The sequence below is a fragment of the Shewanella benthica KT99 genome (genome assembly GCF_000172075.1).
Lineage (GTDB): Bacteria > Pseudomonadota > Gammaproteobacteria > Enterobacterales > Shewanellaceae > Shewanella > Shewanella benthica_A.
Genome location: NZ_ABIC01000030.1, coordinates 22533 through 37473, shown reverse-complemented (window position 1 = coordinate 37473; position 14941 = coordinate 22533). Strand labels below are relative to the sequence as shown.

The 14941-nt window shown below is 46.4% G+C and carries 14 protein-coding genes; 7 read left to right on the top strand and 7 right to left on the bottom strand.

Translation table 11 applies throughout. The features are described 5' to 3' along the window. Positions 1-4 precede the first annotated feature (4 nt). From KT99_RS13735 to mioC, 6 genes are all read right to left on the bottom strand, one after another. Positions 5-388, bottom strand: coding sequence for an ATP synthase subunit I (locus KT99_RS13735; protein ID WP_040572008.1), 384 nt, complete (start codon positions 386-388; stop codon positions 5-7). A gap of 244 nt (positions 389-632) precedes the next feature. Next, entirely contained in the window at positions 633-1520 is an 888-nt protein-coding gene (locus KT99_RS13730; RefSeq protein ID WP_040572007.1) for a ParB/RepB/Spo0J family partition protein, read from the bottom strand. Between the two features lie 15 nt (positions 1521-1535). Next, positions 1536-2324: a ParA family protein gene (locus tag KT99_RS13725; RefSeq protein ID WP_005501093.1), complete on the bottom strand. Its 789-nt coding sequence runs from the start codon at positions 2322-2324 to the stop codon at positions 1536-1538. A 90-nt stretch (positions 2325-2414) separates the two neighbouring features. Continuing rightward, positions 2415-3035 carry a 16S rRNA (guanine(527)-N(7))-methyltransferase RsmG gene (rsmG, locus tag KT99_RS13720; protein WP_005501091.1) on the bottom strand — a complete coding sequence of 207 codons (621 nt, stop codon included), beginning with the start codon at positions 3033-3035 and terminating at the stop codon, positions 2415-2417. 119 nt (positions 3036-3154) lie between these two features. Next, positions 3155-5047: a tRNA uridine-5-carboxymethylaminomethyl(34) synthesis enzyme MnmG gene (mnmG, locus tag KT99_RS13715; protein WP_005501089.1), complete on the bottom strand. Its 1893-nt coding sequence runs from the start codon at positions 5045-5047 to the stop codon at positions 3155-3157. Positions 5048-5505: 458 nt separating this feature from the next. Continuing rightward, on the bottom strand, positions 5506-5946 hold the full coding sequence (mioC, locus tag KT99_RS13710) for an FMN-binding protein MioC (protein ID WP_005501088.1): 441 nt from the start codon (positions 5944-5946) through the stop codon (positions 5506-5508). 295 nt (positions 5947-6241) lie between these two features. Here mioC and KT99_RS13705 point away from each other — a divergent pair, with 295 nt between their 5' ends. The 7 genes from KT99_RS13705 (at position 6242) to KT99_RS13675 (ending at position 13365) form a co-directional block, all read left to right on the top strand. Further along, a complete protein-coding gene (locus tag KT99_RS13705; protein WP_005501086.1) occupies positions 6242-6799 on the top strand; it encodes a hypothetical protein in 558 nt (185 codons plus the stop codon). A gap of 607 nt (positions 6800-7406) precedes the next feature. Beyond that, the gene (locus KT99_RS13700; RefSeq protein WP_040572012.1) at positions 7407-8885 is read left to right on the top strand and encodes a c-type cytochrome; all 1479 of its coding nucleotides are present in this window, start codon (positions 7407-7409) and stop codon (positions 8883-8885) included. Beyond that, positions 8882-10636 carry a cytochrome c oxidase subunit I gene (locus KT99_RS13695; protein ID WP_005501081.1) on the top strand — a complete coding sequence of 585 codons (1755 nt, stop codon included), beginning with the start codon at positions 8882-8884 and terminating at the stop codon, positions 10634-10636. Before KT99_RS13700 ends, KT99_RS13695 begins: the two co-directional genes overlap by 4 nt. Then, on the top strand, positions 10636-11328 hold the full coding sequence (locus KT99_RS13690) for a cytochrome c oxidase subunit 3 (protein WP_005501080.1): 693 nt from the start codon (positions 10636-10638) through the stop codon (positions 11326-11328). The genes KT99_RS13695 and KT99_RS13690 overlap by 1 nt, the downstream gene beginning before the upstream one ends. A gap of 85 nt (positions 11329-11413) precedes the next feature. After that, the gene (locus tag KT99_RS13685; protein WP_005501077.1) at positions 11414-12106 is read left to right on the top strand and encodes a heme-copper oxidase subunit III family protein; all 693 of its coding nucleotides are present in this window, start codon (positions 11414-11416) and stop codon (positions 12104-12106) included. Between the two features lie 195 nt (positions 12107-12301). Further along, positions 12302-12646, top strand: coding sequence for a cytochrome C oxidase subunit IV family protein (locus tag KT99_RS13680; RefSeq protein ID WP_005501076.1), 345 nt, complete (start codon positions 12302-12304; stop codon positions 12644-12646). 35 nt (positions 12647-12681) lie between these two features. After that, positions 12682-13365 (top strand): SCO family protein, encoded by a 684-nt coding sequence (locus KT99_RS13675; protein WP_005501075.1) that lies wholly within the window; start codon positions 12682-12684, stop codon positions 13363-13365. Positions 13366-13398: 33 nt separating this feature from the next. On the opposite strand, the gene KT99_RS13670 is transcribed toward KT99_RS13675, so the two are convergent. After that, entirely contained in the window at positions 13399-14802 is a 1404-nt protein-coding gene (locus tag KT99_RS13670) for a methyl-accepting chemotaxis protein (protein ID WP_005501074.1), read from the bottom strand. Between the last annotated feature and the right edge of the window lie 139 nt (positions 14803-14941).

Sequence of the window (14941 nt, the reverse complement as noted above, 5' to 3'; positions counted from 1 at the left end):
CCACTTAACTTTGCTTGAAAAATAAAGGAGCAGTCCAATGCACTATTAACGCTAAGGTATAACAAACAAAAAGGGGCATAAATCCCACTTTCCAATTGATAAACACCAGCGAAAACATAGCTATGGTTAACAGCAACTTTACCGCTTCCCCCCAGTAAAAAGTTTTAACAACTTTAACCGATGAACTTGCTCCCATATGAGAGAAAGCTAAGGTTGCGAATACAAAATTAGGAAGTACAGCGATAGCAGCACCTGCCAAAGCAGATAGACCATACTGAACTCCCCACAGAGCGAAAAAGAAAACCGAAGCACCCCCAGCCACCGCCGCCTGCATCAAAACCAGTTTATAGGCAGACCACCGGCCACGACGTGCTAAAATCTTACTCAATTTATCTTCTCCGCATTTATACTTTTTGTTTCGATGACCAGACAACATAAGTCCGGACAATGACGAAGGACAAAAAGCTGGCGAAAGTATACCTTTTCGGGCCTTCAAAGCAAGTTTAAGCTGAGGGAAATCGACTCTTTTAACATGATCTAACGCTAAATATGTAAAACCTTAAATTTAACACATGTCACAAAATTACATAATATGACGTTAACGTAGAAATTTTAGTGAATTTTAGTGAATTTTAGTGAATTTTAGTGATTATGCCGTCTAATTCAGCGAGATCCTGATAATTAATAATTAGCTTGCCCTTACCTTTTTTATTATGGGTAATTGAAACCTTAGCACCTAATCTTTCGACTAACAGGCCTTCTAAGCGGGTGACATCGTAATCTTTTACCGGTTTATCGGTGATTTTTGGTGGATTTAGTGTCTTGCTGACTAAACGTTCAGTTTCACGAACGGTTAATTCTTTTGCTGCGACTAATCTGGCAACATTTGTTTGCTCATCACCTTCTATCGCGAGTAATGCTCTGGCGTGTCCCATGTCGATGTCACCATTTTCTAACATGCGTTTTACCGGCTCGTTGAGACCATTGAGACGCAGTAAATTAGACACTGTTGCACGAGATTTACCCACTGCGGTAGCAATCTGTTGATGGGTCAAGTCAAATTCGCGCATTAATCGCTCTAACGCAATCGCTTCTTCCATTGCATTGAGGTCTTCACGCTGAATATTTTCGATTAGTGAGATAGCAATGGCGGCTTCATCAGCCACCTGCTTAACGATACAAGGTACCTTATCCAGCTTAGCTATTTGAGCCGCACGCCAACGACGTTCCCCGGCGATGATCTCAAACATGGTCGCAGAAACTTTACGCACGACAATAGGCTGAATGATGCCTTGAGCCTTTATCGACTCGGCGAGCTCTTCGAGCGCCTCGAGCGACATATCTTTACGCGGTTGGTACTTACCAGGCTGCATCAAATCTATGGCCAGCATTAACAGGTCATCTGTTTTAACCGTGACTTCGGCGGCTTCTTCAGCTAAATAAAGTTTCTTACTTGCCGCATGGCTAGTACTGAGTAATGCATCCAGACCTTTACCCAGTCCACGTTTTTTCAATGTCATTTCCATTGCCTTTATTTAAGCTTGTTCTAGCTCTTGATGCTGTTCTGCTCTGCGAATCATTTCGCCCGCCAGGGCTAAATATGCCTTAGCGCCGGCACTCGATTTGTCGTAATACATGGCCGGAGCACCAAAGCTAGGCGCCTCAGCCAGTCTGACATTTCTTGGAATGACGGTACGATAAACTTTTTCGCCGAAGTGCTGCTTGAGCTGATCGGATACATCATTAGCCAGACGATTTCGGGGATCGTACATGGTACGCAGTATCCCTTCGATATGCAGGCCAGGATTAATCATGGCGCCAATCTTACTGATGGTATCCATAAGGGCCGTTAAGCCCTCCAGTGCATAATATTCACACTGCATGGGAACCAAAACGGAATCGGCAGCCGACATGGCATTCACCGTCAGCATGTTCAATGAGGGGGGACAATCGATAAAGATGTAGTCGTAATCGTCTTTAATCGGTGCTAATGCATTTCTTAATCTGATCTCACGGGCGAAGAACTCCATTAACTTGATCTCGGCCGCAGTAACGTCACCGTTACCCGCGATCAGATCATATTTTCCGCTAGTATTTCTATAGACAACTTCATCGAAAGATTTTTCATCGACTAACAACTCATAAGCAGTATTCTCGACACTGTACTTGTCGATACCACTTCCCATGGTCGCATTACCCTGAGGATCGAGATCAATTAACAGCACTTTGCGCTTTGTGGCGGCCAAAGATGCTGCTAAGTTGACACAAGTTGTTGTTTTTCCTACGCCACCTTTCTGGTTAGCCACGGCAATCACTTTACCCACAATACCATCCTGTATGTCGCGTATACGTTATCGACGCAATTGCATCCAATACCAAGTTGCTTGAATCACTAAAAGAAAGCAACTTAAACACTATTTTTTAACGACTATTAGCAAGTGTCTCTGTTCATCCAGACGGGGGACACTCAGCTTGATAACATCAGTGAGCTGGTAACCCTGAGGAATATTTGTCATTTCATCTTCGGCCAATTGACCCTTGAGTGCATAATAACAGCCATTATCCGTCGGCAGGTGATGACACCAGTGCAACATGTCTTCGATAGAGGCGAAGGCTCGACTGAGCACACCATCAAATTTTTCTTCAGGCTCATAGGCTTCGACACGACTCTCTACAGAGCTGATGTTATCGATACCCAGATTAAACTGAACCTGCTTCAAGAAGCGAATTCGCTTGCCTAAACTATCCAATAAAACGAAATGTTTATCTGGATTCATTATCGCCAACGGGATCCCGGGTAAACCCGGCCCGGTGCCAACATCGATGAAACGTTCACCCACAAGATGTGCCGACACAGCGAGACTATCCATGATATGCCTGATCAACATCTGCTGAGGATCTCTAACCGATGTCAGGTTATACGCCTTATTCCACTTGTTGAGCATCTCAACAAATCCAACCAGCTGTTGCTGCTGCTGCTCGGTGGCAGTCAAATTCATTTCAGCTAGATATTCACCTAATAGGGCTGATAACACGGGATTAATCCTTAATAACAAACTTAAATCGGCATGAACAGGCTATTATGAAGCCGTCAAAACAGTAAGGGAAGCCTTTAGCGCTTCCCTTACTGACAATTCATAAAAAAGAGTACAATTTACCCAGCTTTTCTACGAAGTAAACCACGTCTCTTCAGGTGCACTAATAAAATCGAGATAGCGGCGGGGGTCATTCCCGAAATTCTCGACGCCTGACCTATAGTTTCAGGCTTATATTCATTCATCTTAGCGATCACTTCATTCGACAGTCCCGGCACTTCTTGGTAATCCAGATCTAACGGCAGTCCGGTAGTCTCATGTTTAAGCGCCTTGTCTATTTCATCTTGCTGACGCTGAATATAACCAGAATATTTAATTTGGATCTGTACTTGTTCAGCGGCGCGTTGATCTTCGAGTCCTGGACCAAAGCCTTCGAGTTTCATTAATTTAGGATAATCCATCTCAGGACGACGAAGCAGATCTTCGAAAGACGCTTCACGAGAAATAGGCGTATTCAGTTGAGGATTTAACACATCCAACAGAGGCGAATTAGGGTGAACCCACTGGCCTCTTAAACGTTGTAACTCTAGCTCTATAGACTCACGCTTCTTACTAAACTGACTCCAACGGTTATCATCGACCAAGCCAAACTCCCGGCCTTTCTCGGTCAGACGCAGATCCGCATTGTCTTCACGCAGTAATAAGCGATATTCGGCGCGGCTGGTGAACATACGGTAAGGCTCTTTGGTGCCAAGAGTCGAAAGATCGTCAACCAAAACGCCTAAATAAGCCTGATCTCGACGAGGAGCCCAAGATTCTTTGCCCTGAACCTGCAAAGATGCATTCATGCCGGCTAATAATCCTTGAGCAGCAGCTTCTTCGTAACCTGTTGTACCGTTGATCTGTCCGGCAAAGAAGAGTCCGCCAATCGCTTTAGTCTCTAAAGATTTCTTCAGATCTCTGGGATCGAAATAATCATATTCGATAGCGTAACCAGGGCGAATGATCTGTGCATTCTCCATTCCCTTGATTGATCTAACCAGATCCAGTTGTACATCGAAAGGCAGACTGGTTGAAATACCATTGGGATAGATCTCATTGGTATTGAGTCCTTCAGGCTCGATAAATATTTGATGAGATGTCTTGTCGGCGAAGCGATTAATCTTGTCTTCGATAGAAGGACAATAACGTGGACCTATGCCTTCGATAACCCCTGAATACATAGGGCTACGATCCAAACCGCCGCGAATAATCTCATGAGTACGCTCATTGGTATGAGTCACATAACAAGATACTTGGCGAGGATGATCTTTTACATCACCGACAAATGACATAACAGGAAGTGGCGTATCGCCTTTCTGTTCGGTCATAAGATCGAAATTTATGCTATTCGCATCGATTCTAGGTGGTGTACCCGTCTTCAATCGACCAATACGGAGCGGGAGTTCACGTAAACGATCGGCGAGAGCGATCGATGGCGGATCACCGGCTCGTCCGCCGCTGTAGTTTTGCAATCCGATGTGGATCTTACCACTGAGGAAAGTACCCGCAGTCAAAACAACGGTGGGCGCTTCGAAGGCGAGTCCCATCTGAGTGACCACTCCGATGACACGGCCGTTTTCAACAATCAGGTCATCGACGCCTTGTTGAAACAATCTTAAATTCGGTTGGTTTTGCAGTATCTGTTGGATCTTAGCTCGGTAGAGCGCTCTATCGGCTTGGGCTCGAGTGGCTCTAACCGCTGGTCCCTTGCTCGAGTTGAGGGTTCGAAATTGAATACCAGCAAAGTCAGTGGCTATGGCCATGGCTCCGCCCAATGCATCAATCTCTTTTACCAAGTGTCCTTTGCCGATCCCGCCGATCGCAGGATTACAGGACATCTGTCCTAAGGTATCTATGTTATGTGTCAGCAACAGGGTGTTAGATCCCATTCTTGCTGCAGCCAGGGCGGCTTCCGTACCGGCATGACCACCACCAACAACAATTACATCGAACCGTTCATGAAAATGCATTACAAAACCTTAAATTAAAACTGACGACGATAAAGAACTAATGTGAATTTGAGGTGCATATTTTAGCACCTGATTGACCCAAGGTGAAAGATCATTTTCGATCGTTCGATCCCGAGAGGATCTGCTTAATAGATCTTAAGATCTTTATATAGATCCTTTATTATTGTTATTATTAAGGGAGCGATCTTCTGTGGGTAACCGCTTTTTTTCTTTACGATTCATGAGTTAGCAAGGATCAGATCCTGTGATCTTGTTATGATCAAACTCATGTAAGCCTGTGGGTAGATCGACTACTTATCCACAGGGTGGATCCTTGACCGGATCGGACCTTGAATAATACAGAGCTTAACCAGAAGAAAATAATAGGTTATCCACATATTTATCATTTCAGATCGTAATATGTGGATAAGTAAGATCTAATCTGTGAGTCGATCCTTAAATTATCCTCTAAAAAGATCTTAAAGACGATCTTGCCATTGCTCTAACCAAGCCAGTGCGGGATCTTCTGGCACATGATGGTATTGCACATCGATCTGGATCTTATCCACATAGACTTGTGCACCGCAACTCTCCAATGCTTGAGCTAATTTTTCCGGTCCCTGACAGAAAGTGTCGTAACTCGAATCTCCGATCGCACAAATCGCATATTTAGTGCCGCTAAGATCGGGTTTTTGAGACAAGATCTCCTCTAAAAATGGCATTATATTGTCAGGAAGATCCCCTGCACCGTGTGTAGATGAGACGATCAACCACAATGATTTAGGGTCAAGATCGGTGAATTTAGGGGTCATATGTATGATATTTTCATGGCCTAATCCGCTTAGAACTGCCGAGAATTCGTCGGCAACGTACTCAGCATTACCCAGAGTTGTGCCTACTAATATGTCTATTTTTGCCATCTTGTTTCCTTATACTTACTGCTATGTCTGTTAAATAGGCTTGCTATATAGTGCTGAAATGGTCAAGTTTGACTCTATAAGTGGCTAGAGATGCTTGCCAATTGGCTTGATTATACCAAGTATTGGTCTTGCTATTAATACCTTGCCACAGCTGACTATCCGCTCTATTGCATCCATTAGCGAATAATGAATCACTGCTATACTTGAAATATTAACTGAGGATTTTTTCATTACTTGAGATACCCGAACAAGGTGTCACCTAAAGGATGAAAAGATCTATTGTGAGGGTAAGGGCATGTTAAGACATTACTTTATTACCAGTGATCTCGACGATCTGGAGAAGGTTGAACAGGAGCTCGAGGCCGAAGGGATAACAGAACCACAAATACATATATTGAGTGAGAAAGATGCCGATGTCGAAAATCACCATCTACATGAAGTTGAGCCTGTGCTAAAACAGGATGTGGTGCATTCGACAGAAATAGGAGCCGTGATAGGCTTTGTTATCTCATCTGCGACCTTGATGCTTGCTTATGAGATGGGCTGGACCGAGAGTGCGGCGGGTTGGCTACCGTTTATTTTTCTAGCCATAGTGATACTGGGTTTCTGTACCTGGGAAGGTGGCTTTATCGGTATTCAGAAACCAAATGTACATTTTGAACGATTTCAGGAGTTACTGCATAAGGGCAAGCATGTGTTATTTGTCGATGTGGACACCAATCAGGAACCTGTTTTTGCCAAGATCATCAATGCTCACCCAAAATTAGAGCCTGCGGGGCTGGGATCGGCTACTCCACATTGGCTGGTTCGCTGGCAAGATAAGTTCCACAGTTTCATGAAGACCATGCCCTGAATCTAAGCCTTAAAGCAAAAGGAAAAACACTTTATGCTGTGCAAGTGGCTTTCGATATACAACTGAACGGATTAAGACGGTAGAGCAACGCAGGAGCTTGTTGCCGAGAATAACTATTAGCTTTAATCCCCTCATAGCCACGCGGATGTGGCGAATGTCTATATGGCAGGAGCAAATATAGCCCTTGCCTACAGCGTTTTTAATTTCCGCTGAATGATCACTTACTTAATGGAACTGGTATAAGCGCCTTTTGGCGCTTTTTTTATTGCTGCTGTTTAGCCCGAGATCAGGAGAGAATGAAAAATATGGTCTATGTTAAAAGAGTCTGTTTATCTTTCTATCTTGAAATTTTCTCAATATCAATGGGTTTAATGTAAGACATCGAGCGATGATGTAATGGATTAAGTCAAAAGCTGGTAACTCTGCAATAGCTCATAGAGATGAGCCCCTAGGGCGGCGTTTGTTGATCACTCTTATTAATGGTTATCGTGGGTATAAAAGGTCAACAGATCCTAGAAAAACTGAATTATCTGGTTATTTTTAGTCTGGTCGCTACACATTTTATCTTCGCAGGCGTGTGAGACTATATTTTATAGGGATGGGTGGCATGGCTATAGCGGTTGTTATCCTGTTATTAGTACTAGTATCCGTGGTCTTTCACTTCGTAAGCCCTTGGTGGTTTACTCCGATCGCGTCCAATTGGACCGCCATCGACGATACCATCACTCTCACCTTTTGGATCACAGGTATCGTCTTTATCGCGGTAAATGGCTTCCTCGCTTATTGTGTTTTCCGCTTTCGTTTCGATAAAAACAGACGTGCCGATTATGAACCAGAGAATAAGAAACTCGAAGTTTGGCTAACCGTGTTCACTACTATCGGAGTGGCGGCCATGCTTGCTCCTGGCTTGGTCGTCTGGGGGGATTTTGTCACGGTTCCCGATGATGCCGAGATATTCGAAGTCGTGGGGCAGCAGTGGCATTGGAGTTACCGATTACCCGGTAAAGACGGTGTATTAGGCCAAAGCGCCGTCGAGTTGATGGATGAGAAAAACCCTTTCGGCCTTAATCCTGATGATATCAATGCCCAAGATGACATTTTGATCCCCAGTAACGTGATGCATATCTTGCTGGATCAGCCGGTAAAGGTGTTGATGCGCTCTAAAGATGTATTACATAACTTCGCGGTGCCGCAATTTAGAGTCAAGATGGATCTGGTGCCCGGGATCGAGACCTACCTCTGGTTTACGCCTACACGGCTTGGTCGTTTCGAGATGTTGTGCGAGGAGTTATGTGGCATGGCTCACTACACCATGCGAGGCCAGATAGTGGTGGACACGGCCCAAGACTATCAAGTTTGGTTGGATAAGCAGTTCACCTTCAGAGAGTCACTCGATGCACCAGCGGGGGATCTGCAGCTAGGTAAAAAATTATATGCCAGCTGCGCCGCCTGTCATGGCGATAATGGTCAGGGTAATGAAGCGCTTAATGCACCTATGCTAGCGGGTCAGCCTGCCTGGTACTTAACGCGCCAGCTTAACTATTATAAGACTCAGGTTCGTGGCAGCCACCAGCAGGATATTTACGGTCAGCAGATGGCAGCGATGGCCAATACTTTAGTCGATGCTAAAGCGATAAAAGATGTCACGGCTTATATCGCATCCTTGCCGACTCTGGCCATCTCTCCAGCCGCGGTGAGTAACGGCCCTCTGGCTCGATCCATAGCGAGTGGTCAACGCCTGTTTACCAACTGTGCATACTGCCATGGTGACCAAGCTCAAGGTAAGTTTGCCCTCAACGCTCCCAGATTAGCCGGGCAACATGCCTGGTATCTCAAGCGTCAGTTACAAAATTATCGCGCCAGCATTCGCGGTGCTCATCGTGAAGATCTCTACGGCACTCAGATGATTATGATGTCGCGATTACTGCAGAACGAGCAAGCCATAGATGATGTGATTGCCTATATCACCAGGTTAAAGCCGGCTGCTGATGCAGGATATCTTCAATTGGGGAGTAGGGCGATTAGCGCAACTGAATCACCGAGTATCACAGGCCAGAGTCGTAGCACACAGGAGGTGAGCCGATGAATTATACCGCCATTGTCGATCAACCCGACGAGTCCCATCATCCCACCAGCTTTATGGCTAAGTATATCTGGAGCCAAGATCATAAGGTCATCGCCATTCAGTATTCCATCACGGCTCTGTTCGTCGGCTTAGTCGCCTTGGCGTTGTCGGCTATGATGCGTTTGCAGCTAGGCTTTCCCGATAGTTTCTCCTTTATCGACCCCAGTAGTTACCTGCAGTTTGTCACCATGCATGGCATGATCATGGTGATCTATCTACTCACTGCCTTACTTCTCGGTGGCTTCGGTAACTATTTGATCCCCTTGATGGTGGGCGCCAGGGACATGGTATTTCCCTACCTTAATATGCTCAGTTACTGGACCTATTTACTCTCGGTCATCGTCCTGCTGGCGAGTTTCTTCGTTCCCGGAGGCCCTACTGGTGCAGGCTGGACCCTGTACCCACCGCAAACTATCTTACCCGGCACACCGGGAAACGATGGTGGTATCATCTTGATGTTGGTGTCTCTGGCGATATTTATTGTCGCCTTCACCATGGGAGGACTCAACTACGTCACCACCATATTGCAGGCTCGTGCCAGAGGCATGACTCTGATGCGTATGCCACTAACGATATGGGGGATCTTCACCGCCACCATCTTAGGTCTGTTGGCATTTCCGGCACTATTGGTGAGTGCCATCATGATGATGCTAGATAAGTTAGTGGGCACCAGTTTCTTCATGCCCGCCATCTTGTCACTGGGTGAGCCTCTCAATTATACCGGCGGCAGTCCGGTGTTGTTTCAGCATCTATTTTGGTTTTTCGGTCATCCTGAAGTCTATATTGTGGCGCTGCCGGCCTTCGGCATGGTGTCCGATGTGATAGCGACCCATGCCAGAAAAAATATCTTCGGCTATCGCATGATGGTGTGGGCCATCGTCGCCATTGGCGGACTGAGTTTTGTCGTCTGGGCACACCACATGTATGTTAGCGGCATGAATCCCTATTTTGGTTTCTTCTTTGCCACCACCACCTTGATTATCGCCATTCCCACGGCGCTTAAGGTCTATAACTGGTCCTTGACTCTGTGGCGGGGCAACATACATATGACAGTGCCGATGATGTTCGCCATCGGTTTCATCTTCACCTTTACCCACGGCGGATTAACCGGACTGTTTCTCGGTAATGTGGTGGTCGACTTGCCCCTGTCTGATACCTACTTTGTGGTGGCTCATTTTCATATGGTGATGGGGGTTTCGCCTATCATGGTGCTGTTCGCCGCCATCTATCATTGGTTCCCTAAGGTCACTGGACGTTTCCTCCATACGGGTCTGGGTAAGTTTCATTTCTGGATGACCTTCGTCGGCACGTATTCTATCTATCTCCCCATGCATTACCTGGGGTTTCTCGGGGTACCGCGGCGATACTTTGCCATGGGGCCAACCGAGTTTATCCCCGAGTCGGCCCAATCCCTCAATGCCAGTATCACCATATCTGCGCTGATTGTCGGCGTGGTGCAGCTGATATTTCTGTTCAACATCATCTGGAGCACCTTTAAGGGCAAGAAATCTGGGCCTAATCCCTGGAATGCCACCACGCTGGAATGGCAAACCGAATATACGCCGCCAAGACACGGCAACTGGGGGGGAAAGATCCCTGTAGTTTATCGTTGGGCCTACGATTACAGCGTACCCGGCGTGAAGGCCGACTTTATTCCGCAGAATGTTTCCCCGCAAGAGGTCGAGATGATGGATGATAAGGGAGGCGCTTGATGAACTTTTTTAGCAGCATTTTCAGAGAACTTACTGAGAAACCTTGGTTGGCCCAGTCTGCGGAAACATTGGATCAAGAGTTAATCGAATATCAACCAGGTTCTCCCGGCAAGACGGGGCTTAAATTTTTCATCGCCGTGGTCAGTGTCATCTTCTTCCTGTTTAGCGTGACTTATCTGTCGCGTTCTCAATATGCCGACTTTCAGGCTCTGGGTGGTGAGCCCTGGTCACCTCTGTATCAACCTCTGTGGTTATGGGCTAATACGGGCTGGTTGTTGTTGGCTAGCCTGAGTCTGCATTTTGCTGTCGGCCAGGTGAGCGAAGATAAGCTCAACAGATTACTGGGTCTGCTGACACTGAGCGTGATCTTCTCCCTCTTGTTCATATTCGGTCAGTGGGTTGTATGGCAACAGCTGAGCCAGCAAGGTTTTGTTATCAACTCTAATCCGGCCAACAGCTATTTTTATATGCTAACCGCAATTCATGGTCTGCACTTGTTGGGCGGTTTATTTGCTTTGGTTCGGGTGCTGATTATTTTTAGCCGCAAAGTGAAGCTGGATATTTTGCAGCGAAGTTTAGTCTTATGCGCCTGGTATTGGCATTACCTGTGGTTGCTCTGGTTGTTTATCTTCGCCTTGCTGACGGCTTCACCCAGTACCTATAACACCATCGCCGCCTGGTGTGGCTTGTAGGATTTGTAGCCATCGGCATAGACGATAAACAACAAAAAGCAGCCTAGTATAGCTTGTAGGACTTGTGTTAGGAGTGGAGTGACACATGAGCACAGACGATAAACAAAAAAAAGTAGCAGCGCCCATAGCCACCGACAATTGGCAGGGTGCCGTGAGTGATTGGGGAGCCGACAAGCAGGTTTTCAATATGCCTTGGGGCAAGTTGATGATGTGGTTGTTTCTACTCAGCGATACCTTTGTTTTCAGCGTGTTTTTAATCGGCTACATGAACGTGCGCATGTCCAGCATGGACAGCTGGCCACTCACCAGTGAAGTGTTCGCGCTAACCATAGCCGGGTACCATATTCCGTTAGTGCTTATCGCCATCATGACCTTCATCCTGATCACCAGTAGCGGCACCATGGCGATGGCGGTGAATTTTGCCTATCGCGGTGACAGCCGCAAGACCGTCCTGTTTATGACGGCTACTGCTTTATTGGGAGCATCTTTCCTTGGTATGCAGGCGTTTGAGTGGGCCAAGTTGATCATAGAGGAGGGCGTACGCCCTTGGGGAAATCCTATGGGCTCGGCACAATTTGGTGCCACCTTCTTCATGATCACCGGCTTTCACGGCTTGCATGTCACCGCAGGTGTTATTTTTCTCTTGGTTATTGCACGGCGGGTCGCTAGCGGCCACTACGAAGGCAAAGGCTATCACATCGTCGAGATCACCGGCCTTTATTGGCACTTTGTCGACTTAGTCTGGGTGTTTATTTTCGCACTCTTTTATCTTTGGTAAAGAGTTACTTGTGGTAATTAATAAGAGCTTTATTGGACGCTGCTATGGTCGATCTTGTTTGGGTGTTTATCTTCGCACTTTTCTATCTCTGGTAAGCGATATAGAAAATAGGTTAAGAGCGAAAAGCGATAAGGGTAAAAGCGATAAGGGATAAAAGAGGGAAGCGATAACAGCGGTAAATTATTGAGGTGGTGTATGAGTCAGATAACAAATAAAGAGGCGGAACAAATGCAGCCCAAGCTACATCCCATCAGCCTCTACTTGAAAATATGGGGGCTACTGTTTGTGCTCAGCACCATGTCCTACCTGGTGGATTTTTTCGAAGTGCAGGGCATATTGAGATGGACGCTGATCTTGCTATTTATGTCATTGAAGGCCGGGCTTATCATCACTATCTTTATGCATGTCAGGTGGGAACGGCTGGCATTAAAACTGGTGTTGTTCTTACCGCCTCTGGCAATCGTGGTGTTTATTAGTTTGATGGCCATAGAAGGAGACTACACCTTTGTTAATCGCTTACTCTCCTTCATCTCAGTATAAGATGAAGGCGTGAATTACTTATTGATAGTCGCTAAATGAGCACCAGTCTCAGGATCAAACTGACGTTCAGCACTGGCCTGATAACTGCGGTCTTGTTAGCCCTGATCACAGTGTTATTTATGTATACCAATGTCAGCCCCTCGGCTCATCAGTTACTTCGAAGTGCTACTCTGTTAGAACACCCGCGGGCCTTAACCAGCTTCACCTTGGTGGATCATCACAATAAGCCATTTACTCAGGTCGATCTGCAGGGGAAATGGCATCTACTTGCCTATGGTTTCCTCAATTGTGCCGACATTTGCCCCACGACTCTGATGCTGCTGAACCGACTTCAGCTGCGCCTGCAAGCAGAGGGCCAATATCAGGATATTCATCTGCTGTTCTATACCATAGATCCTGGGCGTGACACGGTAGAGAGATTAGCTGAGTATGTACCATTCTTTGGCGCTAATATCTTAGGGCTGAAGGCTGCGGAGGCACAGTTAGTTAGCGGGGCGTCGAAGCAGTTTGAACATGAGTTGGGGATCAGAGTAAAAATAGAGACCACTAGGGGGGAACAAGACTCCTATAAGGTTAGCCATGGGGTCGCTCTCTATCTTATCGACCCACAAGGGCGGCTTCACGCAGTGTTTAAGCCGAGTGTGGATCCCTTCGGCATTAGCCATTTTAATCATGAAGATCTCTATCATGATTATGTTCTGATACGTAAACTTGCTTAATACCACTGCTCAATGAGCAGTGGTATCGCAGGGCTATACCTTAAGATCTTTCATCAGGCTTTCCAGATTATCCGCCTGTTGATGCAGAGACTGTATCTCCGCGGATGTCTGAGTCACCATGGAGGCCAGATGCTCCGAGCCCGTACGGACCAGTTCCACATCAGAGGCTATGTTATCTGCCACGGCTCCCTGTTCTTCTGCCGCGGCGGCTATCTCTATGCTGCGATCGGCGATATATTTATTTTGGCCGGAAATATCTTCGATGCTCTTACTCACCGACTCCATCAACTGCTCACTGGTCTCGGCTTCTGTTACCGTTTGTTGCATCACAGTCATCAACTGTCGACTATTCTTCTGCAGTGTCTCTATCATCTTCTGAATCTCAACCGTGGCATTTTGAGTACGACTGGCTAAGGTGCGTACCTCATCGGCAACCACGGCAAAACCTCTACCTTGTTCTCCGGCTCTTGCAGCCTCGATAGCGGCGTTCAACGCCAATAGGTTGGTCTGCTCTGAGATGGCCCTAATGGCTGAGACGATAGCATCGATCTGTGCGGCATTAGAGTCAAGCTCGGTTACAGCACCAGAGGCTGCATTTATCTCTGCGGTTAACTTCTTTATTGCAATTAATGTTTGCCCTACCTGAGACCGTCCCTGATCGGTGGTCTTGGTCGCTTCGCCGGTTTGGGTCGATGAGTCATGGGCATGAACTGCCACCTCACGTATCGATGCCGCCATCTGCTCGGTGGCACTGGCCAAAGAGTCAATGCGCTCCTGTTGTTGGCTGCTCAGCTTAGTGTTCTCATTGCTGCGTTGACCTAACTGGGAACTTATCTGCTGGATCAGGGCTATCGCTTCTTGAGTGGCTTTCACTAAAACATGCTCACGTTCTGACACCCTGTCTATGGTCTGAGCTATCAGGTTGAATTCGTTACGTGCGGGATCATAGTTTATACGGGAGGCCAGATCGCCGTTAGCCAGGCGTAACACGGCATCATAGATATTAAACAGTGCGCCTCCCACGAAGGTCATGATGTAGTAAGTGCTCATGATCAAAAATAGGATACTGATCGCAATGACACCCATATGACTTGGGCTTAGTGCCGTAAATAGCCCAGGTAACTCGCCGCCGCTCAGATATTGGTCACTTTCGGCTATCCGCATAGGAAATAGTCCGTTTCTTCCTCGTTGTACATTGCTGTTGGCGAGTAGATTTGAGACTTGAGTGCTATTCAGTTCGGTGTCGGCCATCAGGCCAGCTACCAAACGTACCTCTTGGTGTAACGCCTGTTCTTGTTGATTTTGAATGGCATTGACTAAGGTAAAACTAACGATGATCATAGTTAACAATGAAGAGGAAAACAGGATTAAGAAATTTTCCTGAATTTTTAGGTTTACCAGAAACTTGTCTATCCAGCGAAATGTGACTTCTTTCATTAGGGGCTTCCTGAATGATGGTTATAGTTGACTGGCCGTCCTGGGCACTGTTTGCTTCCTTAAAAAAAGTAAAGGGTAATGGCTTTGTTGCATTTTTGTAGCCAGATAATACTCCAGTAAATATGAATGTTAAAGTAAA

Coding starts and splice junctions, on each gene's coding strand:
- KT99_RS13680 (WP_005501076.1), top strand. CDS start 12,302: ATGAGTCAGATAACAAATAAAGAGGCGGAACAAATGCAGCCCAAGCTA.
- KT99_RS13730 (WP_040572007.1), bottom strand. CDS start 1,520: ATGACATTGAAAAAACGTGGACTGGGTAAAGGTCTGGATGCATTACTC.
- KT99_RS13690 (WP_005501080.1), top strand. CDS start 10,636: ATGAACTTTTTTAGCAGCATTTTCAGAGAACTTACTGAGAAACCTTGG.
- KT99_RS13705 (WP_005501086.1), top strand. CDS start 6,242: ATGTTAAGACATTACTTTATTACCAGTGATCTCGACGATCTGGAGAAG.
- mioC (WP_005501088.1), bottom strand. CDS start 5,946: ATGGCAAAAATAGACATATTAGTAGGCACAACTCTGGGTAATGCTGAG.
- KT99_RS13685 (WP_005501077.1), top strand. CDS start 11,414: ATGAGCACAGACGATAAACAAAAAAAAGTAGCAGCGCCCATAGCCACC.
- KT99_RS13695 (WP_005501081.1), top strand. CDS start 8,882: ATGAATTATACCGCCATTGTCGATCAACCCGACGAGTCCCATCATCCC.
- KT99_RS13675 (WP_005501075.1), top strand. CDS start 12,682: ATGAGCACCAGTCTCAGGATCAAACTGACGTTCAGCACTGGCCTGATA.
- mnmG (WP_005501089.1), bottom strand. CDS start 5,047: ATGCATTTTCATGAACGGTTCGATGTAATTGTTGTTGGTGGTGGTCAT.
- KT99_RS13670 (WP_005501074.1), bottom strand. CDS start 14,802: ATGAAAGAAGTCACATTTCGCTGGATAGACAAGTTTCTGGTAAACCTA.
- KT99_RS13700 (WP_040572012.1), top strand. CDS start 7,407: ATGGCTATAGCGGTTGTTATCCTGTTATTAGTACTAGTATCCGTGGTC.